This window comes from Sorangium sp. So ce726, assembly GCF_051521405.1.
Classification (GTDB): Bacteria; Myxococcota_A; Polyangia; order Polyangiales; family Polyangiaceae; genus Sorangium.
On record NZ_CP150349.1, the window covers coordinates 10782056 to 10805972 of the forward strand.

Genomic DNA, 23917 nt, shown 5'->3' on the forward strand with positions numbered 1-23917 from the left:
GCGCAAGCACGTCAGCCGCGGCAGGAAGGCCTCACACCACGGAGAAGCTCCCCTGCGAGCGCCGGTCGAGCGTCAGCGTCGGCGGCCGGCGCAGCAGCAGGCGCTCGGCGGAGTCGACGACGAGCTGAAGCAGCATCTCCGCCTGCGGATTGACCGCGCACTGCTCGCTGTCCCAGCGGAAGCGCAGCTCGACGGTCTCGCTCCCGAGCCGCACCGTGAACGCCGCGGCCACCGCCTCGCGGAGCTGCTGCTGCGTCGCCACCTCCTGCGTCCAATTCCAGGGCTTCACGCGCGCGCTGCCGTTGGCGCCTTCGGAGCTCACCTCCAGCGCGATGAGCTTCGCCTCCTGGGCGAAGCGCTCGAGGACCGCGCGGAGCTTCTCCGCCCCGCTCGCCATCTCGATCTCGACGAGCGCCCGCGGCACGGCGCGGCGCAGCGCCTCCACGGTGGCTTCGCGCGCGGGCCCGGCGTCCTTCTGCTGGGCCCCGAAGAACGGGAAGGAGCCCGCTGCGCGCACCACGATGAAGAGCACCACGCTGCAGGCCACGAGCGCAAAGCCGATCTCGTGCGAACGGCCGACGTAGGCGACCAACGCGACCACGGTGAACAGGAGGCTGAGCCCGTACAGGATCAGCACCGCGCCGCGATGCGAGTGGCCCTTGTCGAGCAGCTTGTGATGGATGTGCGACCGATCGGCGGCGAAGATGGGCCGGCGAGCGATGTAGCGCCGGACCATCGCCGAGATCATGTCGAAGATCGGCAGGCCCAGCGCCAGCAGCGGCACCAGGACCGTGAGCGCGGTGCCGCCCTTGTGCGTACCCACGCCGAAGAGCGGGATTGCGGCGAGCATGAACCCGAGGAACATGCTGCCGGTGTCGCCCATGAAGATCGTCGCGGGGTGGAAATTGTGGAACAGGAACCCCACGATCGCGCCCGCGAGCGTCGCCGCGAGCAGGCAAATCACCAGGTTGCCAGGGTAGCCGCCGAGGTATGCGGTGATGAAATTGGCGACGCACGCGAAGAAGCCCACGCCCGCCGCCAGCCCGTCGAGCCCGTCGATCAGGTTGACCGCATTGATGATCGCGACGAACCACGGGATCGTCACCAGGAAGGAAAGCGGCCAAAAGGACACGTGGCCGAAGTACGGGAGCGTCACGCATTCAAGGCGAAGCCCGAAGCCCCAGGCGATCGACGCGGCGAGAATCTGCGCAAGCAGCTTGTGCCGCGCGCGCATTCCCCTGGTGTCGTCCCACACACCCGCCGCCGCGATCGTCATCCCGCCCGCCAGCAGCCCGACAACGAGCGAGTGCTGCGAAAACCACATCAGCCCGATCTGCGTACCCAGGGCGACCAAGATGAAGAGCGGCAGCACGAAGCCTGCCACGATCGCAAGTCCACCCAGGCGCGGGATGCACCGCGTGTGCACACGCCGCGCGGTCGGCTCATCCACAGCCCCGACGCTCACCGCCAGACGGCGCACGAGCGGCGTCGCCGCCCACGAAAGCACCAGCGCCAGAATGACCGCCGTGAGCGTACTTACCATCGCTCGCTCCTCGTCCTCCCCACGGAGTCATGCATGCTGACTAAGATGCGGCGTGGCGCGCGACATTCATAACTCGTCATCATGCAGGACATCCCGCAGTTGGTGCGTCCCTACTACCCCAAGTCCGCGGCTCGGACAACCAAGGGCAGGCCTTACGAACGTGTCAGGCAAAACGAGTCCACCCCTATTGCATGGAATTTTACAGTTTAACTGAAAACCGTAATCTCTCTAGGTGGTGGTGGCGGGTCGGCTCGATGACGTTGTCGTTGCCGGTGCCAGTAGATCCCGGCTTGCGGGCAACCAGCGATTGCGAAACGGGCTTCATCTGCTCAGGGCTGTGGCCTGGGCCTGGCGCCCCCGTCGCCGAGGGGCGCCAGGTGCGCGTCGGCGAGGCACGTCATGATTCTCGCCAGGGACCCATCGCGCACCCGACGCAATCCTGCTGTGGAATGCCCGTGCCCTGGCGAAGGGCGAGACGTCAGTTTTTTGCGGCGACGCAGAAGAGGTAAGGGGACGTGATAGGATTCGGCCGTGGGGCCAGGCCGCGTGCGTCGAGCGCCCAGACGCATCCAGCGACCACGGAGGCCGCGCCTGCCGCCGGCAGACGGAGCCAGCGCGGCCCGATGCCGCTCACGCCGAAGAGGTTCACGTCAAGCGGCAGAATGTACTCGCTCCACAGGACGTCGAGCCCCGCGTCGCGGTGTGCTTGCATCAGCGCCTCACGGCCCAGCGGGACATGGACGTCGTAATGGGCCCTGTTGGTCACCTTGGCGACCCACCCGACGAGCCCACGCATGTTCGGGACCTCTGTGATGATCCGCCCGCCGGGGCGCAGGTAGCGGGCGCATGCGCGCAGGCAGCCAGCCGTATCCTCGAAATGCTCGACAACGCCAAGGGATACGACGGCGTCGAAGGCGCCAATGAAGTGCTCCGGCGGTTCGAACAGGTCCGCGCAGACGATCGTCCCCGGGATGCCGGCGCGCGCGAGAATGTCGCGCTCCTGCTCGCACCCGATCTCGGTGTAGTCGATACCGCTGACCTGGAAGCCAAACTCCCGCGCGAGATAGGGGAGCCAGGCAGAGCGCCCACAACCGACCTCCAGCAGGCGCAGCCCCTTCGTGTCCATGCCCTCGAACGCACGAACGAACTCACGATGAAACGCCTGAAGCACATATTGCCGGGGGCCGCGCCCCCGCGGGTCAACCGGCTTCGGGAGCGATCGGTTCGACCAGACTTGATTCCAATGCGCTTTTCCTGCCTTGTCTCCGGCAGATGAAGCCACGTCGCTCATCACATCCTCGCTGGGGCAACCCGCCAGCGCTGGCGGGTGTCTCGCGGAAAGAAATCACGATTTCCCACCTCGGTCCAGGACAAATCCGAGCGGGCGCCGCAGCGCCGCGCGGCTGCACGGGTAAGCAGGCGCGCAAACGCCGAGGGGATGAGCCGGTGGAACCGCCGCGAGCTCGAGCGCAAAGCCCAGCGCTCTGTGGAGAGGGCGAGGGCGAGGACGAGCGGCGCCGGCCCGCGGATCACGCGCCCGGGTCGTCTAGCTCGTAGTACTTCAGCTTCCTGTCGGACGCGATGATCCTGAATGGATTGCCAGCGACAACGGAGTTGGATGGTACGTCCTTGTTCACGACGCTGTTGGCGCCGATGATCACGTTATCTCCGATGGAGATGTCGCCAAAGATGGCGCTCCCCGCCCCGACATAGACGTCATTGCCAAGCCGCGGGACGCCCTGACTGCCGAAGTTCCTCCCTATCGTGACGTTCTGGCTGACGAGGCAGTTGTCGCCGATGGACGCCCTCGCATGGATCACCACCCCCAGACCCCAGTAACCAAGCCTGAAATTCGCGCCGATCGTGGCCGAGGAAGGGATGAAGACCGAGAACAAGAACCTGTTCAGCCAGGTGACGGCCGTGGCGATGAAGGACAGCTTGTTCCGGTAGAAAAAATTCCCTATCCGGTAGAGCAACACAGAAGGGTTCTTCATAGCGTTGACAGGAGCGACCTGAACTTGGTGATGGCATCATCGAGCCGGTTGGCCTGCCGCACCCGCTCGGCCGATCGCCGCGAGAACTCCTGCAGCAGCGCAGGATCCCGGAGCAAGGTCTGGACCGCCTGCGCGATCTGGCTCGGGCTCCCGACGTCGACCAAGAAGCCGTTCTTCCCCGAGACGATGAGGTCATTCACGGCGCCCACCCTGCTGGATACGACAGGGACGCCGAGGGCCATCACCTCCAGCAACGCGTTCGGGAACCCCTCGCTGTGCGACGTGAACAGGCACAGATCGAACGACGAGATCACGTCTTTTTTGTCGCTGCCGAGCCAGCCCGCGTACTCGGTGTTCCTGAGCTGATTCTCGGAGATGAACCGCTTCACGTTCTCGCGCTCGCTGCCGTCCCCGTAGATCTTGGCCTCGACCCAGGCGCCCGCGCGCTGCAAGAGGAGCATGGCCTCGAGGAAGTCGTAGATGCCCTTGCGCTTCTCGATGCGATTGAAGTAGAGCAGCCGCAGCGGCCTGTCCATGACCCCGGGATACGCCTTCTGCCCGCCCTCACCAAAGCAGGAGTCAGGCAGCCAGTTCTCGATGACGACGAGCTTGTCCCCGTTCCCTTCTGGCACCAGGCCCAGGAAGAAGCTGCGCCAGTAGTCGCTCTGGCATATCAGCGCATCGCAGGCGCTCACGACGGCGCCCAGGTACGACCTGTACAGCCTGCTCCTGGCGACGTTGTCGATGATGGGCCCCGAGCGAGGGAAGATGACGACCTTCTTGCCGAGCATCTTGCCCAGGAGCCCGATGGAGCCCTTCTCGACGAAGCTCAAGCCCGAGCTCGAGAACAAAAGGACCGCGTCCACCTCGGAGAGCAACAGCTCCCTGACGCACCGGAGCACCCTCAAGCCGATCTTGGGGAGCCTAAAGAACACCGACGAGACCTGGATGCTGTCGATGGTGGAGTCAACAAGCAGGAAGTCGAAGTCGTCCTTCAGATCGCTCTCGATCAGGGAGCGACAAGCGAAGTACTGCCCACCTATCCTGCCGTCAGCAGGGGGATTGAACGAGCCGACGAACAGAATTCGCTTCTTGCCTGTCATCTCATCTCTATCGTCAGGGGCAGCACCATACATGTACGTCGCTGTTTAGCAAGCCGGGGCCTTGACTGCCATCGCCGCGCGCGCTCGCCTCGCGCACGACACGCGAGAAGTCCGCGTGCATGCAGAGTCGGATGGCGACGTCATCGGCGCCTGACGGACGCCGGGCGAGCGATCCCGAGGACGCAGAGCTCGCTCCGCCGGCTCTCGATGCGGCCGCTGCGCGGCCTCCGGCGCAGCGCCCGACCGCTGCCGCCTATGCGGCGCCGAGCGACAAGCCTGATCCGGACCCGCCTGGATGACGCGTTGCGGCAAAACCTGCGTCCCGCGCTGCTCCTCCCTGGATGCTCCTCCGGAAGGTCGCGCGGCGCTCGATTTCGCCTCCTTCCGCCATGTCACCCAGGTTCCCGTACAACCCGGTTGACAGTCTTGGCGCGGCGCCCTACAAGGTCCGCAACCCTAACGCGTACGTAAGGGTTAAGGTTCCCCTCATGACGACCCGCCACCACCTTCCCGTTGCCCACGAGCAAAGCATCGGCGGGCCGTTCGTGTCCAGCGCGTCCAGGGCGGACGCGAGAACGGAGGCGCCTGATGGTGCCGAGGGGGAGGAAGAGCGTCTACTCCAGGTGGGGGACATCGCCAAGGCGACCGGCAAGACCGTGCGGGCGATCCACCACTACGAAGAGGTCGGGCTGCTCATCCCGCACGCCCGCTCCAAGGGTCGCTACCGGCTCTACGACCACGCGGCCCTCACCCGCGTCCGGTGGATCGGCAAGCTCCACGACCTCGGCCTGTCGCTGAGCCAGATCCAGCAGATCGTCTCGACCTGGGAGTCGTCCTCGTCGGCCCCCGGCGCGATGGCGCAGATCCGCCACGTCTACCAGCAGAAGCTCGAGGAGGTGCGGGAGCAGATCGCGCACCTCGAGACCCTGGAGCACGAGCTCGTGGCGAGCCTCGCCTACCTCGACACCTGCGAGGCGTGCGACCCGGCCGAGCTCGTCGCCGCCTGCACGAACTGTAACCTCCACGACAAGAGCACGGCTGAGCCTGAGCTCGTCGCCGGGATCCGCGGCAATGGGCATTGCCGCCACGGCTCGAATCACCGCTGAGCGAGAAACACCATGGGTATCCAGCTTCCGATCTACATGGACTACCACGCGACGACGCCGGTCGATCAGCGTGTCCTCGACGCCATGCTGCCGTATTTCAACGGCAAATTCGGCAACGCCGCGAGCCGGAGCCACGTCTTCGGCTGGACGGCCGAGGAGGCGGTCGGCCACGCGCGCGAGACGCTCGCCAAGTTCATCGGCGCCTCGAACCCCAAGGAGATCGTCTTCACCTCCGGAGCGACCGAGAGCGACAACATCGCCATCAAGGGGGTCGCCGAGTTCTACAAGGACAAAGGCAACCACATCATCACGAGCGTGATCGAGCACAAGGCGGTGCTCGACACCTGCAAGCGGCTCGAGAAGCAGGGCTACGAGGTTACCTACCTCAAGGTCGACAAGTACGGGATGGTCGACCCGGACGAGGTCGCCAGGGCGATCACCGACAAGACGATCCTTGTCTCGATCATGCTGGCCAACAACGAGGTCGGCACGGTCCAGCCCATCGCAGAGATCGGCAAGATCACGAAATCGAAGGGCATCCTCCTCCACTCCGACGCGGTCCAGGGGGTCGGGAAGGTCCCGTTCAACGTCGAGCAGATGGGGGTCGACCTCGCGTCGGTGACGGCCCACAAGATCTACGGCCCGAAGGGCATCGGCTTCTTGTACGTGCGCAGGTCGAAGCCGCGCGTCCGCATCACCGCGCAGATGGACGGCGGCGGGCACGAGTTCGGCATGCGGTCCGGCACGCTCAACGTGCCCGGCATCGTCGGGTTCGCCAGGGCAGCCGAGATCCTCATGGAGGAGGGCGAGGCGGAGTCGGCGCGCATCCTGTCGCTGCGCGAGCGGCTCAGGAACCGGCTCTGGAAGGAGCTCGACGCCATCCAGCTGAACGGCTCGCCCGATCGGCGGCTGCCGGGCAACCTCAACGTGTCGTTCAGCTTCGTCGAGGGTGAGGCCATGATGATGGCTATCAAGGACGTGGCGGTCTCGAGCGGCTCGGCGTGCACGAGCGCCAGCCTGGAGCCCTCCTACGTCCTCCACGCGATGGGCATCGGCGACGACCTCGCCCACTCGTCCATCCGGTTCGGGCTCGGGCGCTTCACCACCGAGGAGGAGGTCGATTTCGTCGCTGACCTCGTGATCCGGAAGGTGAACAAGCTGCGCGACATGTCGCCCCTCTACGAGATGCACAAAGAGGGGATCGACCTGAACACCGTGCAGTGGGCGGCCCACTGACGAGCGGCGCGGGCGCCGCCGGCCCGACAGAGCAAGATTTCGAGACGAAAGGAAACGGTCGAGGAGAGAGCCATGGCATACAGCAATAAGGTCATCGAGCACTACGAGAACCCCCACAACGTCGGCACGCTCGACAAGAATGACGAGCGCGTCGGCACCGGGCTCGTCGGCGCTCCGGCCTGCGGTGACGTCATGCGCTTGCAGATCAAGGTCGGCGAGGGCGGCGTCATCGAGGACGCGAAGTTCAAGACGTTCGGCTGCGGGTCGGCCATCGCGTCGTCGTCGCTCGCTACCGAGTGGCTGAAGGGCAAGACGATCGACGAGGCCGAGACGATCAAGAACAGCATGATCGCCGAGGAGCTCCACCTGCCTCCGGTGAAGATCCATTGCTCGGTCCTCGCCGAGGACGCGATCAAGAGCGCCATCGCCGACTTCCGCGCCAAGCAGCAGGCGAAGAAGGAGCTCGCGGGCGCGGCGCCTTCGGTCCCCGCCGCGGCCACCGCGACGGCGAGCGCGGAGTAACAGCGCCGGGGCTTCGGGGCGGAGGCGGCCCACAGCACCGGAACCGGAGAAGGAACGACGTATGCAGAGCAGTGAGGAGACCACGACCAGGGCGGCGGACACCGGGCCGCACGCCACAACGGCGGACGGCGCGCCCGCGCGCAGCGACGGGGCCTCGGGCGAGGCGGAGGCAAAGTCGAAGCGGACGCTCTTGGTGAGCGACGCCGCGGTGCAGGCCATCCGGGCGCAGCTCGCCAAGCGCGGCACGCCCGAAGGCGCCATCCGGGTCGGGATCCGCGGCGGCGGCTGCTCCGGGTTCTCCTACGTCATCGAGTTCGAGGACAAGCCGCCCCGGTCCGGCGACCTCGTCCTGGAGTTCGCCGAGCCGGACAAGGCGAGCGTGCGCGTCTTCTGCGACAAGAAGAGCATCCTCTACCTGGGCGGCTCGGTGCTCGACTGGGAGAAGACGCTCATGTACCAGGGCTTCAAGTTCAAGAACCCGCACGAGTCGACGCGCTGCGGCTGCGGGCACTCGTTCACGGTGGCCTGAGCCGCCGCAGGGAGCGCCCGCCCTGTCGTCGAGGCGCCTTCCCCAGAGCACGCCATGACCGATCCCTTCGATACCCTGGGCGTCGAGCCGCGGTTCGACCTCGACCTGCGCGCGCTGGAGCAGCGCCACCGCGATCTCTCCCGCGCGCTCCACCCCGATCGCTACGCGGGCGCCCCCGCGGCCGAGCGACGGCTCGCGCTCGGCCGCGCGATCGAGGCGAACGACGCCCTGCGCGTCCTCAGGGATCCGATCCGCCGGGCCGAGGCGCTGCTCCAGCGCGCCGGGGTCGCGCGGGGCGAGGAGGGTGAGCAGAAGGCCTCCCCCGCCCTGCTCATGGAGATGATGGAGTCGCGCGAAGAGCTCGCCGAGGCGGCGAAGGGGCACGATCCCGCGCGGATCGCGCGGCTCGGCGAGGCGATGCTCGCGCGCGAGCAGGCGACCCTCACGGCGATCCAGGGCGCCTTCGCCGCCGCAGGGAATGATCCGGAGCAGCTGAAGGGCGTGCTCGCCTTGCTCAGCGAGCTCCGCTACATCCGGCGGTTCCTCGACGAAGTGAGCGCCATCGAAGAAGAACTCGCAGATTTGAAATGACCCTCCTCGAAATTTTCGACCCCAAGGCAAGGCCCAGCCCGATCGGCATCGATCTCGGGACGACGAACTCGCTCGTCGCCCGCGTGCGCGACGGCCGCCCGGTGGTCATCGACGACTGCAATGGAGAGCGGCTCGTGCCGTCGGTCGTGCACTACGACGAGCGCGGCCGCGCGGTCGTGGGCGACAGCGCGAGGCGGCTCGCGCAGAGCCATCCCCGCGAGACCATCGTCAGCGTGAAGCGCTTCATGGGCCGCGGCGCGAACGATCCGGAGACGCGGCGGCTCGGGCCGTACGAGTTCGCGGAGCCGAAGGGCCCCGAGGACGCGAAGAGCGTGCGCTTCAAGGTGCGGGACGCGGTCGTGACGCCCGTCGAGGTGTCGGCGGAGATCTTGAGGGAGCTCCGCACCTCGGCGGAGCGCGAGCTCCGCTCCGTGGGCGGCGCGGTGATCACGGTGCCGGCGTACTTCGACGACGCCCAGCGGCAGGCGACGAAGGACGCCGGCCGGCTGGCCGGGCTGGAGGTGCTGCGCCTGCTCAACGAGCCGACCGCCGCGGCGCTCGCGTACGGGCTCGACAAGCAGCAAAATGGCCTGTTCGCCGTGTACGACCTCGGCGGCGGGACGTTCGACGTCACCGTGCTCCTGCTCGACAACGGGGTCTTCCAGGTGAAGTCCACCGGGGGCGACAGCTCGCTCGGCGGCGACGACATGGACCGCGCGCTCGCAGAGCGGCTGCTCCTGGAGATGGGCGCGACGCGGCGCACGCCCGAGGTAGTGCGGCTCGCGCTCGACACCGCCCGCAGCATCAAGCACGCGCTGACCGACGCGACGCAGGTCGAGATCGAGCTGCCCGTGCAGGCGAGCGAGGCGACCGGCAGCGCGGCGTCGAAGCTGGTCACCGTGACCCGCGACGAGCTCAACGCGCTCATCACGCCGCTCCTGGAGCGCACGGGCGTCGCGTGCCGCCGCGCGCTCCGCGACGCGGGCGTCCAGGCCGCGGACCTCGACGGCGTGATCCTCGTGGGCGGCGCGACGCGCGTGCCCCACGTGCGCGACTACGTGGCGAGCCTCTTCGGCAAGGAGCCGCTCAAGGACATCGATCCGGAGGAGGTCGTCGCGCTGGGCGCGGCCATCCAGGCCGACATCCTGGCCGGCTCGATGGATCGCGCGGACGAGGTGCTCCTGCTCGACGTGCTGCCGCTGTCGCTCGGCATCGAGACGATGGGCGGCGTCGCCGAGAAGATCCTGCCGAGAAACACGACGATCCCGGCAGGGGCGCGGCAGACCTTCACGACCTACGCGGACAACCAGACCGGGTTCGATCTGCACATCGTGCAGGGCGAGCGGGAGCTCGCCGCCGACTGCCGCTCGCTCGCGCGCTTCGTGCTGAAGGGGATCCCGCCGATGCCCGCGGGCATGGCGCGGCTCGAGGTGACGTTCCGCGTGGACGCCGATGGGCTGCTCGGCGTGACCGCGCGCGAGCTGACGACGGGGGTCGAGCAGAAGGTCGAGGTCAAGCCGAGCTACGGGCTGACCGATGAGGAGGTCGAGAACATGCTCCTCGCAGCGCTGGACCACGGCGAGGAGGATCTGCTCAAGCGCCGGCTGGTCGAGGCGCGGGTCGAGGGCGAGCGCGTGGCGATGGCGACGCGCAAGGCGCTCTCTGCGGACGCCGATCTGCTCGAGCCAGGCGAGCGCGAGGCGATCGAGGGCGCGCTGAAGGGCCTCGACGCTGCGATCCGCGGGGACAAGCCGGGGCTGATCCTGGCGCGCACGGAGGCGCTCGACGAGGCGACCCACGGGTGGGCGGGGCGGCGGATGGACCGCGCCGTGGCCAGGGCGATCGCGGGCAAGCAGGTCGAGGACGTCGAGGCGAAGGTCGCCGCGGCGAAGGGCGTGGACGCGCACCTGGCCGAGCACGGCGGGGACGACGCGAGCCACGCGCCGGTCGAGGTTGGCTCGGCGAAGGCCGGCGTCGAGGCGAGGAGGAGCTGATGGCCAAGGTCCGATTTCTGGCGCACGGCCGCGCGTGGGAGGTCGAGGCCCCGGTGGGCTCGTCCGTCCTCCAGGCGTCGAAGTCCGTGGGCGCGCCCGAGGGCGACGCGTGCGGCGGCGTCTGCGCGTGCTCCACCTGCCACGTCTACGTCACGAAGGGGCGCGAGCTCCTCAGCGAGGCCGAGGAGGACGAGGAGGACATCCTCGACAAGGCCTTCGACGTCCGGTCGACGAGCCGCCTCGGCTGTCAGGCGAAGATCTTGAAGGACGGCGATATCGAGGCGGAGATCTCCCGCGAGAGCCTCGACGCTTTCTACAATGAGCACCCGAACGTGAAGGATCCGCGCAAGGGCTGAGCCCCCGGCGCGGGCCGAGCAGCGCGGGCCGACCCGCGCGATCAGCGCGCAACGACGCCAGGGACGGCTACGGCGGCGGCCTCACCTTCGCGGCCGTCGGCTTCGGCTCGCGCTGCGGGGGCGGCGGGCGGCGGAGCTTGTCCAGCTCGGTGCGCGCCTCGGTGGCGATGCGCCGAGCGATGTGGGCGAAGGCCGAGGCGGCCTCCCTGGCGGGCGGCGTCGAGACGATCGCGACGAGGTGCTGCGCGGCCGTCTTCCTGCCGATGGGGACGAGGAAGAAGGTAAGGGCGGCGAGGAGGAACACGACGCCGTTCGTGAGGCGCTTGAAGAACTCGCCGACCACAGGCGCCGAGCGTAGATGGAGCGATCGGCCGGGGCCCACTTCTCGGGAGCCTTTTGCGCCCCTTGCCACGGCACCCGGATCTCACGACAAACGGCGGGCGGCTCGACCGGAGGCGCCGAGCCGTGGAGCGCGGCCGTCGCGGGGCGATGGAGCGCTCGGCGCGGCCGCGCGGTCGTGGGCGACAGCCAGGACAAGGAGGGGAGGAGATGCTCAAGCCTGTTCTATTCACCATCATGACGGCGGCAGCGTCCTTGCCGGCCTCCACAGCTGCAGAGGGGCAGCGCCCGACAGGGGGCAAGCCCATGCCACCCACACCAAGCTCAATGCTTCGCCGCCACGGCGCTGCCGCTGCTCCGGGAGCACCTCGCGATGGCGAGGCAGGTCTATACCAAGGTGAAGTAGACGTGGCGGCGCGAGCGCGCAGGCGCTGCGCTGCGCGGCCGGCGCACGGCCGCCGGCGCGCTCAGGCGACCACGCGCGCCGCGCGCTCGGGCCTCTCCGCTGGCGGCGGGGTCGTCCTCGACCTCGCCGCGCCGCGGACGGGCGCGAGCTTGCTCCGGAGCTTCTGATATGCGGCCGTGTCGACCGGCTCGCCCCGGACCCAGGTGCGGATGAACGGCGCCACCCCGGACTCCCAGGCGGCCCCGAGTCGAAGCGCGAGGAACTCGCCGTAGAGCGCGGTGAAGAGCGTCTCGAGCTCCTCGATGAGGTACATGCGCTCGTAGAACTGCTCGTCCACGGCGTCCTTGACGACGCTCGGGATCTTCACGCCCGAGAGCGAGAACGCGTCGGCGTTGAACAGGAAGGCATACTCGAGCTCTCCGCGCGTGACGCGGACGCGCGCGTGCGACGGGAGCTTGCCCTGGCGCAGCGCCTCGTGGGCCTCGGGGGCGCTGCTCGGCGCCGCGCCCTTGAGCCGGCTCTGCTCCTTCTCCTGGACGAGCGTGATCTGCCCCTCGAGCCAGAGCTCGCAGACGCCGAGGGCGTCCAGGGAGAAGCGGCCCTCGAAGAGCTCGCTCTCGAACCAGAGCCAGACAAGGAATTCGCGGCCGACAAACCGGCGCTGCTCGATCAGCTCAGCGAGGCTCACAGGGCACCTCCAAGGGTCGATTCAGCGTGGAAGACCGTGGGCTTGAGCAGCTCGAACGCGGCCAGCTGCTCGGCTGACAAGCCGAGCTCGCGGGCGGCCGTGTAGGGGCTCTCGGGCACGAGATCGAGCTCGAATGTCTCCTCGAAGAGCTCCGAGAGCCCCTCGTGCGCGCGCGGCGACTGGTTCCAGAACCGGACGACGCCGGCCTCCAGGTTCCACGACAGATCCACGACCTTCATCACCGGCATGAGCTGCGCGCGGAGCTTCCTCGACACGACGGCCCGGAGCTCCTCTTTCTCGCGCCGCCCGAGCTTTTCGCGCCCGCGCTTCGCGAGGTGCTCACGCTCCGCCTCGGCGAAATGCGCCTTGAAGAGCGCCGAAGGCACCTGCCAGCGATCGGTCCTGAGGCCGAGGTTGATGTACGAGTTGAAGAAGATCTTGCCGTGATCGAGCTCGCAATCGAGCGGATTCTCGATGGAGCACCACCCGGCGCGCTGCTCCGCGTCCTCTTCGACCGTGAGCGGCCGGAACGCGCGGAGCTGGATTCGCTCGACGAACTTGTCGCGGAACCCCTCGGTGAGCTCGCCGCGGACATAGAACTTCGAGAATGAGATGGATCCTTTGAGTGCGCCCAAATGATCGTCCTTTCGTCTCGTGAAAGCGAAGGACGTAGCCGAGCGGATCCAGGGGGTCAAAAAACCGGACGGGGCGGCGCGGCCATCGGGCGGAGAACGATGACAAACGGCGACGAGCGGCGACGGCTCCGACCGCCAGGCGGGCTGAACGGTGAGCCGCGGTCAGAGGGGGTGGACCAGCGGCGGGCGCAGCCAGCGGCCCGAGAACGGGCCAGTGAGGTAAAAGCGGTAGTGGAGGAAATAGGGCTCTTCGTCGGGCCCGCAGAAGACGACGGTGGATCGCAAGAAACGGCCAAAGACGTCGTCGCCGGGCTCCTCGGAGGATCTGTGGCCGATGGCCGGCGCGGGCACCGCAGGAAAGCGGGGCGGCGCGCCCGCCGAGAACCCGCGCGGCACATCGCACGGAGCAGGCGGAACAGGCGCTCGCGTCGCGCTGCCACCTGGGTCCGGGGCGCTCGCCTCCTCGGGCGGGACGTCGGTGGCATCCGCGACGCAGCCCGCCGCGGCGCTCCCCGACGAGGAGAGGAAAAGCAGCACACGCCACGCGCCGACGCTCGCCCTGGGCACCGTCCTGCCTCCGTCCGAGAAGCGCGAGATCCGCGGAGCGCCGGCGGTCGTAGCCGGCACACCGCGCCTGCGCGAACGCCGGAGGAGCAACGGCGGTGCCGCGCCGCCCGCGAAGCAGGGGCGCACCGAGCGCGCTCGGGGAGAGCGACGGAAGCGAGCGCGCTCGGGGGACGGACGGTCAGACGTTGAAGAGGAAGTGCGCGACGTCGGCGTCCTGGAAGACGTACGTCTTGCCCTCGACGCGCAGCTTGCCGGCGGCGCGGATGGCGGCCTCGGTCCTGTGCTCGACGAGGTCGTCCACCTTGTAGACCTCCGCCCGGATGAAGCCCTTCTCGAAATCGGTGTGGATGACCCCCGCGGCCTGCGGCGCCGTACACCCGATCGGGATCGTCCAGGCGCGGATCTCCTTGGGACCGGCCGTGAAGTAGCTCTGAAGGCCGAGCAGCCGGTAGGCCTCGCGCGCCAGCGTCGAGAGCGCCGGCTCCTTCATGCCGAGGCTCTCGAGCATCTCCTTGCGCTCGTCGGGCGCGAGCTCGTTCAGCTCCGCCTCGAGCTTGCTGCAGACCGGAACGACGCCGCTGCCCTCGGAGGCAGCGCGCTCGCGCACCTTCGTCGCGAGCGGGCCCGTGCCGGAGACGTCGGACTCGTCGACGTTCGCCACGTAGAGGACCTTCTTCGCCGTGATCAGGCCGAACGTCTTCACGACCTTCCGCTGCTCGTCGTCGAAGGAGAGCCCGCGGACGGGCTTGCCGGCCTGGAGCGCCTCGAGGCACTTCTCCATGAGCGCGATCTTCGGGAGGAGCTCCTTGTCGCCCTTGGCCTGCTTCCGCGTGCGATCCAGCATCCCCTCGAGGGAGCCGAGGTCGGCCAGCATCAGCTCCGTCTCGATCGTGTCGATGTCGCGGAGCGGGTCGACCCCGCCGTCGACGTGCACGACGTCCGCGAGCGTGAAGCAGCGGACGACGTGGAGGATGGCATCTACCTCGCGGATATGACTCAGGAATTTGTTCCCGAGCCCCTCGCCCGTGCTCGCGCCGCGCACGAGCCCGGCGATGTCGACCACCTGCACCATGGCAGGGATGATCTTCTCGGTCTTGATGAACTTCGCGAGCGTCGTGAGCCGGTCGTCAGGGACAGGGACGGCGCCGACGTTGGGCTCGATCGTGCAGAAAGGGTAATTCTGCGCCTCGGCCTTGGCGGCCGTCAGCGCGTTGAACAGGGTGCTTTTGCCCACGTTGGGCAGTCCGACGATGCCAACCTCGACGCTCATGGCGCGCACGTCTAGCACAGGCAGGGTCGCGCGGCCCGGCCCCGTGGGCAGGACCGCCCCAGCGCCAAACGAGATTCCCGGTTTGCCCGCGCCGCCGTCCGCCGTCAGCGCCGCGCGCGGAGGGCGCCGGCGAGGTGGTCGACGAACGCGCGCACCCGCGCGGGCAGGAAGCGCGACGGGAGGTACACCGCGACGACCTGACGGCGCACCGGCAGCCACCCGGCGAGCACCTCGCGCAGCCTGCCCGCGGCGATGTCTGGCGCGGCGAGGTACGCGGGCAGCTCGGCCAGGCCCAGGCCGGCGCGCGTCGCCTCGAGCACCGCGAGGACGCTGTCGCTCGAGAAGACCGCGGGTACGCGCGCCGTCGCCTCGGCGCCGCCCGGCTCGACGAGGCGAAAGCTGACGTGCGACGCGCTGCCCGCGCCGTAGCGGAGCCCGGCGTGTGATCCGAGCTCCGCCGCGTCGCGCGGCGCGCGGTGGTGGCGGAGGTAGCCCGGGCTCGCGTAAAGCCCGCGCCGGTCGTCCTCGAGCGGTCGCGCGACGAGCTCGGCCGGGAGCGCGGAGAGCATGCGCACCGCGACGTCGATGCGCTCCTCGACCAGATCGGCGAGCCGATCGCCGCAGCGGAGATCGACGGTGACGCCCGGGTGCTCGGCCTGGAAGCGCGCGCAGAGCGGGGCGACGCGGCACGCGCCGTAGACCGCAGGCGCCGTGACGCGCAGCGGACCGCGCACCGCCTGGTCGCGCGCGGCGATGTCGCGCTCGAGCGACTCGACGTCGGCGAGGAGCTGCCGGCCGCGCGCGACGTACGCTTCGCCGAGATCGGTCAGCGAGACCCGGCGCGTCGTGCGCTGCACGAGCTGCACGCCGAGCCGCGCCTCGGCGCGGGAGACGGCCTTGCTCACCGCCGACGGCGTGAGCCCCAGCCGCTCCGCCGCGGCGGAGAACGAGCGCAGATCCGCGATCGCGACCAGGAGCTGCAGCGCGTGCGCGGCCTCGGACGGGTCGATTGATGAACCGAGCTCATGAATTCTCGCCTTCACGCGCCAATTGTACGCTCCGGGGCTCGGAATCACCGCTCGCGAGGCTCCGCGCGAAGGAGCCGCCGGACGAGGGCGCGCGGCGGGTCATCGACGCGGCGCCTTGACGCCGCTGCGCCGAAGCGTCCGGCTCAGCCGAAAAACGAGGCGATGGCGGCCGCCACGCGGGCGACCTCGTCGCCTGTGAGCTCAGGAAAGATGGGGAGCGCGAGCGAATCGCGCGCCGCCGCCTCCGCGACCGGAAGCGAGCCCTCCGGCGGGCCAAGCGGCGCGAAGCAGGGCTGGAGGTGGAGCGGCGCGGGATAATAGATCTCGGTGCCGATGCCCTGCTCCGCGAGCGAGCTCCGCAGCGGATCGCGCAGAGAGGCATCCTTCAGGCGAATCACATATTGATTGAACGTGTGCCCTGCAGAGCCGGCGTCCGGCAGCGCGAGGGGCAGATCTCGCCCGCCGAGCAGCGCGGCATACCGCGCGGCGTGCTCGCGCCGCCGCTCGAGGAGCGCGCCGAGCCGCGGGAGCTTTCGCCGGAGGAGCGCCGCCTGGAGCGCGTCGAGCCGGAAGTTGCCGCCGATGCGGGTGTGATGGTGCTTCCTCCGAGCGCCCTGCGCCCTGAGCGTCCGGACGCGCTCCGCGAGCTCGTCGTGGTCGGTGGTCACGAGCCCGCCATCGCCGAAACCGCCGAGGTTCTTGGTCGGGAAGAACGAGAAGCACCCCATGAGCCCGAGCGCCCCCGCGCGGCGGCCGCCGCGCTCGGCGCCGAAGGCCTGGGCCGCGTCCTCGATGACCGGCAGGCCGTGGCCGCCCGCGATCGCGAGGAGCTCGTCCATGGGCGCGCAGCCGCCGTAGAGGTGGACGGCGAGGATCGCCCGGGTGCGCTCCGTCAGGGCGCGCGCCGTGGAGGCGGGGTCGAGGTTCAACGAGCCAGGGAGCACGTCCGCGAAGACCGGCGTGGCGCCGGAGCGATGGATGGCGCCCGCGGTCGCGAAGAACGTGTACGCGGGGCACACGACCTCGTCGCCTGCGCCGACGCCGAGCGCCATGAGCGCGACGAGCAGCGCGTCGGTGCCGGAAGAGACGCCGATCGCGTGCCGGACGCCGAGGTACGCGGCGCACTCCGACTCGAAGGCCTCGACCTCCGGACCGAGGATGTAGTGGCCGCTCCGGAGGACCGACTGGAACACGGCGGAGAGCTCGTCCTGCATGGCGAGATCGCCGCGGGCTCGATCGAAGAAGGGAACAGGCGCGGTCATCCGTCGGTGTCCTCCGCGGAGAGGGGATCGCGGTAATGGCGCGTGGCCGCGGCACGGGGCCGAGCGAGCGGCGCGTCCTCGTCGAGGTCGAGACAACGGACGATGTCGCCGCGGCGCTCGTAGCGATAGCCGCTCTCGGGGCAGCGCAGGAGGCCGTCGCGCGAGGCGACGAGCTTGTGACCGTGGCGGCTCATCCAGCCGGTACGCCGGGCCGGCACGCCGGTGACGAGCGCATAGTCGGGCACGTCGCGCGTGACGACCGCGCCGGCGCCGACGAACGCGTGGCGCCCTATCGTGACGCCGCAGACGATGGTGGCATTGGCGCCCACGGTGGCGCCGCGACGGATGCGCGTCGTGTCGAGGAACGCGCGGCGGTCGATCGGGGCACGCGGGTTGACGACGTTGGTGAGCACCGCGGACGGGCCGAGGAACACGTCGTCCTCGACCAGCGTGCCGTCATAAAGAGACACGTTGTTCTGGATCCGGACGCCATCTCCGATGACGGCGGTGCCCGCGACGAAGACGTTCTGGCCGAGGACGCAGGCGCGGCCGATCCGCGCCCCCGCCGAGATATGGCAGAAGTGCCACACCTTCGTCCCCTCGCCGATGTCGCAGGGCTCGTCGATGCACGCTGACGGGTGCGCGAAGAATGCCTTTGCGGGCTCGCTCATGGCGTCCTGTCCGCGGGGTGCGCAGGGCCGCTGGAGTCCCCCTCCGGCAGGGCCCCCACCAGCGCGCTGCCTGCCGGAGGCACCGGCCAGATCCCCCAGGCGCCGCGCGTCGCGAGCGGCGGGCCGGCGAAATCGATGACGGGCGGCCTGACGCGCCCGATGAGGTAGGCGGCGCCGAGGCCGGCGGCGCGGCGCGCGAGCGAGGCGGGATCCTCGAAGCTCGAGCGGACAGGCGGATCACGGGGATCGATCGAGCGATCGGGGTGCACCCCCTCGGGACGCCCCAGGGCGGCGAGCGCCGCGAGGTGGCCATAGTCGACGACCTCGAGGAGGAGGGGCGCGGAAGGAGGCGTGAGCTCCGCGGCGGCGCGGCCGATGGCGACCTCGTCCCTCCGCGGATTGAAGTGCTCGCGGCGCAGGTGCGGCCGGAAGAGGGCGCCGAGGGCGAGCACCACTACCAACGCGCCGCCGAGGGCGCGCCGCGCGCCGGCCGAGGCGCCCCGGAAGGCGCGCGCCGAGAGATCCCCGACGGCGAGCGCGAGCAAGAGCAACGCGAGGAGGGTCGCTCGCTCGGGGTGGTGGGTGGGCGCGCCGTCGCGCACGAGGGCGAGCGAGAGCGCCGCAATCTGGAAGGCGGCGACGGCGCCGGGGAGCGCATACGGACGGGCCGCGCGGAGGAGCGGCGGGAGCGGGCGGGCTGCCCCCGGCGCAGCGCCACGGCGGGCGCGCCAGGCGACGAGGGCGATGGCGATGGGCCACGCGAAGAGCTCCGGCTCCTCGCGGACCATCGCGGCAGGGTACGCGAAGAGCCGCAGCAGGGTGCCGTCGCCGCCCGGGCCGATCGCGTTGCGGTAGGAGGCGACGCGGGCCAGGAAATGCAGCGCGTCGCCGTGCGCGACGCGGTTCCACGCGATCCACGCGGCGGGCCCGGCGAGCGCGACGAGCGCGGCGAGCGCGAGCTTCGCCTGCGCGCCGCGGCCCTGGCCAAGGCGGGCGGCGGCGAGCAGCGCCATCGCCGCGAAGGCGACGGCGACGGACCAGGGCTCGTAGCGGGAGAGCGTCGCGAGCACGAGCGCGAGCGCGCCGAGGAGGGCGCGCCCAGCCGGGGGCGCAGGGCCGGCAGGCGGCGTGACGAGCGACGCCACCGCGAACAGTGAGAGCGCGGCGGTCGGCAGCTCGGGGACCGTCGCCACGCCGAGGCAAGCGCTCCAGGGGAAGGCGCCGGCGAGCAGCGCGCCGGTGAGCGCGGCGCGGCGGTCACCCGTGATCCAGCGCGCGGAGAGGTGGACGAGCGCGGCCGAGGCGAGGCCGAGGGCGAAGGCGATGGCGCGGGCGACCTCGAGGGTCGGCGCGAAGGCGCGCCCAAGAACGCAGAAGAGCGCGCCGTTGAGCCAGAAAGGGACAGGCAGCCAGCTCGTCCCCGTCGGGTCGAGCCGGGGCGCGTGGGCCCACGCCTGCGCGAGGACCACGCGCGCGAAGTCGTCGTCGCTCACCGCCCGGAAGCCGAGCGCGAGGACCAGGGCGGAAACAACCGCCTTGGCGAGGGCGACGAGGGCAAGGTCGCGCGCGAAAGGGACGGAGGCGGCCGACGCCGCCTCCACGGACGATCCCGCGTCGAGCACCCTGCCCGCTTCCCTCCCCGGCGCGGGGGCGGGCCCGAGCACGCGAGCCTACTTCTCCTGGGACTTCTCGAACTCGCGCAGCTCGCGGTCGCCCGCCGACGAGAGGTAGGCGAGCGACACGCTCGTCGCCATGAAGACGGCGGCGCAGATGGCCGTGAGGCGGGTCATGAAGTTGCCGGCGCCGCGGCCGCCGAACACCTGCGCCGTCGCGCCGCCCATGGCCGAGCCCATCCCACCCCCGCGGCCCTGCTGGAGGAGCACGACGAGGATCAGGAACAGACAGACGAACACGTGCACGATGTTGAGGAACGTGTGAAGCATCGGCGTCTTTCAGCTGGGTGAGTCTGGCCCGCGCGAGGGGCCCAAGGGGCAAGTGGGCGAGAGGGCAGGCCGGCGCTCCCGTGGCAAGACGGGAGCGGCCTGCGATCTACCCCTGTTCCGCGCGCTCCGCCAGTCGGTGAGCGGCGTCGACGATCTTGGCGAAGCCAGCGGCGTCGAGCGAAGCCCCACCGACCAGCGCGCCGTCGATATCGTCCTGGGCGAGCAGCGCCTCGGCGTTGTCGGCCTTGACGCTGCCGCCGTAGAGGATGCGCGTGACGCCCGCGAGGTCCTCCGAGGCCTTCGCGAGCAGGCCACGGATGAACGCGTGCACCTCCTGAGCGTCCTCGGCGCGCGCGACCTTGCCCGTCCCGATCGCCCAGACCGGCTCATAGGCGATGACGCCGAAGCCGGGCTGCTTCGCGAGCTCGTCGAGGACGGCGCGGACCTGCCGCTCGACCACGGCGAGCGTCTCACCCGCCTCGCGCTGCTCGAGCGTCTCGCCGACGCAGACGATGGGGCGCAGCTCGGCGGCCATCGCCGAGGCGACCTTCCGGGCGACCGACTCGTCGGTCTCGGCGAACAGCTGCCGCCGCTCGCTGTGCCCGAGGATCACCCAGGTCGCGCCCGCGTCCTTGAGCATGCCCGAGGAGACCTCGCCGGTGAACGCCCCGGAGACCTCGGCGCTCATGTTCTGCGCGGCGATGCCGACCTCGCTCTTCGCCTCCGCGAGCTCGTGGGCCACGGCGGCGATCGCCGTGAACGGCGGAGCGACCACCACCTCGGCCCGCGTGAGCTCACGCGTCGCCTTGGCGACGGCCGCCGAGAGAGGACATGCGTCCTGACCCCCGGCGTTCATCTTCCAGTTGCCGGCGATGAGCGGACGACGCGAGGCCGCCCGTGAGGCGGCGCCCGCCTCCGCGGACGTGCCCCCATCGTTCACGGGCTTCACTCGCTCACCTCGGCCGACCGGAGCGCCTCGACGCCCGGGAGACGCTTGCCCTCGATGAGCTCGAGCGAAGCGCCGCCGCCGGTCGAGATGTGATCGAAGCCCTTGGCGATCTGCTCGCCCGCCTGCTTGACCGCCGCCGCGCTGTCGCCGCCGCCGACCACCGTGAAGCCGGAGGCGCCGCTCATGATGCGCGCGACGTCGAAGGTGCCCTTGGAGAAGGCGGGCGTCTCGAAGAGGCCCATCGGGCCGTTCCAGAACACCGTCTTCGCCCTCTCGATCGCCTGGCCGAACTGCTCGATCGAGCGGGGGCCGATGTCGAGCGCCATCGTGCCCTCGGGGATCGCGTCGACGGACGCGGGCTCGCCCTGCGTCGCGTCGAGGCTCGAGGCGACGATGGCATCGACGGGCAGGAGGAGCTGGATGCCCCGATCGCGCGCCTTGCTCATGATCGTGCGCGCCAGCGGGAGCTTGTCCTCCTCGATCCGGCTCTTCTGCAGGTTCTTGCCCTGCGCGGCGAGGAAGGTGTTCGCCATCGCGCCGCCGATGCACAGGGTGTCGACCACGTTGAGGAGCGCCTCGACGACGTCGATCTTGTCGGAGACCTTGGCGCCGCCGAGGACGGCGACGTAAGGCTTCTCCGGGCGATCGATGAGCCGGGTCAGCGCCTTGAGCTCCTTCTGGAGGAGGAGGCCGGCGGCGCGCTCGCGCACGAGGCGCGGCAGCGCGTGCACCGACGCGTGAGCGCGGTGCACGGCGCCGAAGGCGTCGTCGACGTAGACGTCGCAGAGCTCGGCGAGCTGGCGCGCGAACCCCTCGTCGTCCTTCTCCTCCTCCTCGTGGAAGCGGAGGTTCTCGAGGAGGCAGATCTGGCCCGCCCGGAGGTCGTAGATGACCTTCTTGGGCGAGTCGCCGACACAGTCGTCGGGCAGGTGGACCTCGTAGCCCGTGAGCTCACTGAGCCGCCCCCCGCACGGCTCCAGCGAGAGCCCCTCGGTCTTGCCCGGCTTCGGGCGGCCGAGGTGCGACGCGAGGATCACCTTCGCGCCCGCCTCCATGACGAGCTTGATCGTCGGGATCGCCTCGCGGATACGCGAGTCGTCCGTGATCTTGCCCGTCTTCTTGTCGAGCGGGACGTTGAAGTCGACGCGGATGAAGACGCGCTTGCCGCTGAGGCCAGCAGCGCCCCCGGCGGCGGCGAGGTCTTCGACGGAGCGGATTCCGGTGAGCTTCACGGCGCTAGACGCCCTTCCTCGCCACGAGCTGCGCGAGGTCGATCATGCGGTTCGAGAAGCCCCACTCGTTGTCGTACCACGAGAAGATCTTCGCGAAGCGATCGCCGAGGACCGACGTCATGGTCGAATCGAACGTGCTGGACGCGGGCGAGCCGATGAAGTCGCCCGAGACGAGCTCCCGATCGGTGTAGTTGAGGACGTCCTTCATCGGCCCCTGCTCGGCGGCCTGCTTCATCGCGGCGTGGATGCTCTCCTTCGTGATCGGCTTCTCGGTCTCGAGGGTGAGGTCCACGAGCGAGACGTCGACCGTGGGGACGCGGATCGCGAGCCCGTCGAACTTGCCCTTGAGCGCCGGGATGACCTCGGACAGCGCCTTCGCGGCGCCGGTGCTCGAGGGGATCATGTTGACCGCGGCGGCGCGCGCGCGGCGCAGGTCGCCCTTGCGGTGCGGGATGTCGAGCAGGTGCTGGTCGTTCGTGTACGAGTGGACCGTCGTCATCAGGCCGCGGACGATGCCGAAGTTGTCGAGCATCACCTTGGCGATGGGGGCGAGGCAGTTCGTCGTGCAGGAGCCGCACGAGATGACCGTGTGCTTCTGCGCGTCGTAGAGCTCGTCGTTCACGCCCATCACGACCGTGAGGTCGTGGCCCTTGGCCGGCGCGCTGATGATGACGCGCTTGGCGCCCGCGTTGATGTGGCCGGCGGCCTTCGCCTTGTCCGTGAAGAGGCCCGTGCACTCGAGGACGATGTCGACGCCGAGGCTCTTCCACGGCAGCTCGGCCGGATCCTTCAGCGCGAGGACCTCGATCTTCCGATCGCCGATGCTGATGTGCTTGTCGCCGTGACCGACCTTCGCCGCCTTGAACTCGCGGTGGATCGAGTCGTACTGGAAGAGGTGGGCGAGCGTCGCCGGATCCGTCAGGTCGTTGATGGCGACCAGCTCGATATCCTTCACGCCGCGCTCGTAGAGCGCGCGGACAATGCAGCGTCCGATGCGCCCAAAACCGTTAATTGCGATCTTCGTCGCCATCACGAACTCCTGGGAAAGTGGCCGGCGCGAGTCGTAGTCACCTCGCGCGCGACGGTCAAGCAAAGCCTCAGCCGTGGGACGCCGGCGATGGGGAGCGCCGGCGGCGGCGGGGCCGCGGCCGGCTGGCCGGAGCGGCGCCTCGCCGGGAGGGCTTTCGGTCGGTATTTGGGGTGGTTTCGGTCTGTGGGAAGGGGAACGCCGGCGCGCTCGGGCTCTGTCGCGCCGGGTTTTTTCACGCCAGCGTCACGCGCGGCCGCGGATCAGACGCCGAGCTCCTTCAGGAGCTTCTCCTTGCTCGCGACGCCGGTGTACGAGCCCGCCTTCTCACCGCCCCGGAACAGGATGCACGTCGGAACGGCGCGGACGTTGTATTTCTGGGCGAGCTTGGGCGCCGCGTCGATGTCGAGCTTGCCGACCTTCAGCTTGCCCTGGGACTCCGCGGCGATCGTGGCGACGATCGGCGCGAGCTGCTTGCAGGGTCCGCACCAGGTGGCCGTGAAGTCCACGAGCACGGGGATCGGGGAGTTGATGACCTCGGACTCGAAATTCTCGTTGGTGAAGGTGACGACGTGCTCGCCTGCCATGATTGTCTCCGTCGGTGCCGCGCTGTTCAGGTTCAGGGCCGCGCCTGTGGTGCGCGGGGCGCGCCCCGTGAGTTGACCGAGGCTGCGCCAGCCTATCGGCCCGATGCAGAGCGGACGCCCTGTCGGGAAAGGAAAGTACCCGGCGCGCACGCCTCCGGCAACCCACAAGGCGCTCGCGGCGCGCCCCGCGGAACCTTCCGCCTGCGCCGTCGTTTTGGTAGATCGCCCGGCGCCGGAGCGCCCGTGCTGGCCGACGCAGCGGAGGCCTGAGCGCGAGCGGACGCCAGCGAACCCGGCGCGCGACGCCGCACGGTGCGCGCGATCACGCGTGCGAGCGCC

At 69.8% G+C, this 23917-nt stretch carries 25 protein-coding genes; 7 read left to right on the forward strand and 18 right to left on the reverse strand.

Annotated elements, in window-relative coordinates; translation table 11 throughout:
* Positions 1-31: 31 nt before the first annotated feature.
* The 4 genes from WME79_RS40050 to WME79_RS40065 all read right to left on the reverse strand — a co-directional run bounded on the left by WME79_RS40050 (position 32) and on the right by WME79_RS40065 (position 4640).
* The gene (locus WME79_RS40050; RefSeq protein WP_437525876.1) at positions 32-1543 is read right to left on the reverse strand and encodes a glycosyltransferase family 4 protein; all 1512 of its coding nucleotides are present in this window, start codon (positions 1541-1543) and stop codon (positions 32-34) included.
* 478 nt (positions 1544-2021) lie between these two features.
* Positions 2022-2834 (reverse strand): class I SAM-dependent methyltransferase, encoded by an 813-nt coding sequence (locus WME79_RS40055; protein ID WP_437525878.1) that lies wholly within the window; start codon positions 2832-2834, stop codon positions 2022-2024.
* Between the two features lie 238 nt (positions 2835-3072).
* On the reverse strand, positions 3073-3537 hold the full coding sequence (locus WME79_RS40060; RefSeq protein ID WP_437525880.1) for a serine O-acetyltransferase: 465 nt from the start codon (positions 3535-3537) through the stop codon (positions 3073-3075).
* A complete protein-coding gene (locus WME79_RS40065; protein WP_437525881.1) occupies positions 3534-4640 on the reverse strand; it encodes a glycosyltransferase family 4 protein in 1107 nt (368 codons plus the stop codon). Before WME79_RS40065 ends, WME79_RS40060 begins: the two co-directional genes overlap by 4 nt.
* Before the next feature lie 488 nt (positions 4641-5128).
* On the opposite strand from WME79_RS40065, the gene WME79_RS40070 reads away from it, so the two are divergent.
* The 7 genes from WME79_RS40070 to WME79_RS40100 all read left to right on the forward strand — a co-directional run bounded on the left by WME79_RS40070 (position 5129) and on the right by WME79_RS40100 (position 10974).
* Positions 5129-5746 carry a MerR family transcriptional regulator gene (locus WME79_RS40070; protein ID WP_437525883.1) on the forward strand — a complete coding sequence of 206 codons (618 nt, stop codon included), beginning with the start codon at positions 5129-5131 and terminating at the stop codon, positions 5744-5746.
* Between the two features lie 18 nt (positions 5747-5764).
* Positions 5765-6982: an IscS subfamily cysteine desulfurase gene (locus tag WME79_RS40075; RefSeq protein ID WP_437540033.1), complete on the forward strand. Its 1218-nt coding sequence runs from the start codon at positions 5765-5767 to the stop codon at positions 6980-6982.
* Positions 6983-7054: 72 nt separating this feature from the next.
* A complete protein-coding gene (iscU, locus tag WME79_RS40080; RefSeq protein ID WP_437525885.1) occupies positions 7055-7504 on the forward strand; it encodes a Fe-S cluster assembly scaffold IscU in 450 nt (149 codons plus the stop codon).
* Positions 7505-7565: 61 nt separating this feature from the next.
* A complete protein-coding gene (locus WME79_RS40085) occupies positions 7566-8033 on the forward strand; it encodes a HesB/IscA family protein (protein WP_437525887.1) in 468 nt (155 codons plus the stop codon).
* Positions 8034-8087: 54 nt separating this feature from the next.
* Complete coding sequence (gene hscB, locus WME79_RS40090; RefSeq protein WP_437525889.1) at positions 8088-8624, forward strand: Fe-S protein assembly co-chaperone HscB; 537 nt, start codon at positions 8088-8090, stop codon at positions 8622-8624.
* Positions 8621-10618 carry a Fe-S protein assembly chaperone HscA gene (hscA, locus tag WME79_RS40095; RefSeq protein ID WP_437525891.1) on the forward strand — a complete coding sequence of 666 codons (1998 nt, stop codon included), beginning with the start codon at positions 8621-8623 and terminating at the stop codon, positions 10616-10618. Before hscB ends, hscA begins: the two co-directional genes overlap by 4 nt.
* A complete protein-coding gene (locus tag WME79_RS40100) occupies positions 10618-10974 on the forward strand; it encodes a 2Fe-2S iron-sulfur cluster-binding protein (RefSeq protein ID WP_437295123.1) in 357 nt (118 codons plus the stop codon). Before hscA ends, WME79_RS40100 begins: the two co-directional genes overlap by 1 nt.
* A gap of 67 nt (positions 10975-11041) precedes the next feature.
* On the opposite strand, the gene WME79_RS40105 is transcribed toward WME79_RS40100, so the two are convergent.
* The 14 genes from WME79_RS40105 to trxA form a co-directional block, all read right to left on the reverse strand.
* Positions 11042-11317, reverse strand: a complete 276-nt coding sequence (locus tag WME79_RS40105; protein WP_437525892.1) for a hypothetical protein — start codon at positions 11315-11317, stop codon at positions 11042-11044.
* Between the two features lie 463 nt (positions 11318-11780).
* Positions 11781-12407 carry a hypothetical protein gene (locus WME79_RS40110; RefSeq protein ID WP_437525894.1) on the reverse strand — a complete coding sequence of 209 codons (627 nt, stop codon included), beginning with the start codon at positions 12405-12407 and terminating at the stop codon, positions 11781-11783.
* The gene (locus WME79_RS40115; protein WP_437525896.1) at positions 12404-13042 is read right to left on the reverse strand and encodes a hypothetical protein; all 639 of its coding nucleotides are present in this window, start codon (positions 13040-13042) and stop codon (positions 12404-12406) included. The genes WME79_RS40110 and WME79_RS40115 overlap by 4 nt, the downstream gene beginning before the upstream one ends.
* 162 nt (positions 13043-13204) lie before the next feature.
* Positions 13205-13669 (reverse strand): hypothetical protein, encoded by a 465-nt coding sequence (locus WME79_RS40120; protein WP_437525898.1) that lies wholly within the window; start codon positions 13667-13669, stop codon positions 13205-13207.
* 118 nt (positions 13670-13787) lie between these two features.
* Entirely contained in the window at positions 13788-14879 is a 1092-nt protein-coding gene (gene ychF / locus WME79_RS40125) for a redox-regulated ATPase YchF (protein WP_437525900.1), read from the reverse strand.
* 104 nt (positions 14880-14983) lie between these two features.
* Entirely contained in the window at positions 14984-15922 is a 939-nt protein-coding gene (locus WME79_RS40130) for a LysR family transcriptional regulator (RefSeq protein WP_437525902.1), read from the reverse strand.
* Positions 15923-16050: 128 nt separating this feature from the next.
* A complete protein-coding gene (locus tag WME79_RS40135) occupies positions 16051-17169 on the reverse strand; it encodes a DegT/DnrJ/EryC1/StrS family aminotransferase (protein WP_437525904.1) in 1119 nt (372 codons plus the stop codon).
* On the reverse strand, positions 17166-17840 hold the full coding sequence (locus WME79_RS40140; RefSeq protein ID WP_437525906.1) for an acyltransferase: 675 nt from the start codon (positions 17838-17840) through the stop codon (positions 17166-17168). Before WME79_RS40140 ends, WME79_RS40135 begins: the two co-directional genes overlap by 4 nt.
* A complete protein-coding gene (locus WME79_RS40145; protein WP_437525908.1) occupies positions 17837-19504 on the reverse strand; it encodes a hypothetical protein in 1668 nt (555 codons plus the stop codon). The genes WME79_RS40140 and WME79_RS40145 overlap by 4 nt, the downstream gene beginning before the upstream one ends.
* Positions 19505-19510: 6 nt before the next feature.
* Positions 19511-19783 carry a preprotein translocase subunit SecG gene (gene secG / locus WME79_RS40150; RefSeq protein WP_104985237.1) on the reverse strand — a complete coding sequence of 91 codons (273 nt, stop codon included), beginning with the start codon at positions 19781-19783 and terminating at the stop codon, positions 19511-19513.
* A 106-nt stretch (positions 19784-19889) separates the two neighbouring features.
* The gene (tpiA, locus tag WME79_RS40155) at positions 19890-20723 is read right to left on the reverse strand and encodes a triose-phosphate isomerase (RefSeq protein WP_437540035.1); all 834 of its coding nucleotides are present in this window, start codon (positions 20721-20723) and stop codon (positions 19890-19892) included.
* 5 nt (positions 20724-20728) lie between these two features.
* Entirely contained in the window at positions 20729-21964 is a 1236-nt protein-coding gene (locus tag WME79_RS40160; RefSeq protein WP_437525911.1) for a phosphoglycerate kinase, read from the reverse strand.
* Between the two features lie 4 nt (positions 21965-21968).
* Positions 21969-22994, reverse strand: coding sequence for a type I glyceraldehyde-3-phosphate dehydrogenase (gap, locus tag WME79_RS40165; protein ID WP_272102749.1), 1026 nt, complete (start codon positions 22992-22994; stop codon positions 21969-21971).
* A gap of 260 nt (positions 22995-23254) precedes the next feature.
* Positions 23255-23578 (reverse strand): thioredoxin, encoded by a 324-nt coding sequence (gene trxA / locus WME79_RS40170; protein ID WP_437525914.1) that lies wholly within the window; start codon positions 23576-23578, stop codon positions 23255-23257.
* Between the last annotated feature and the right edge of the window lie 339 nt (positions 23579-23917).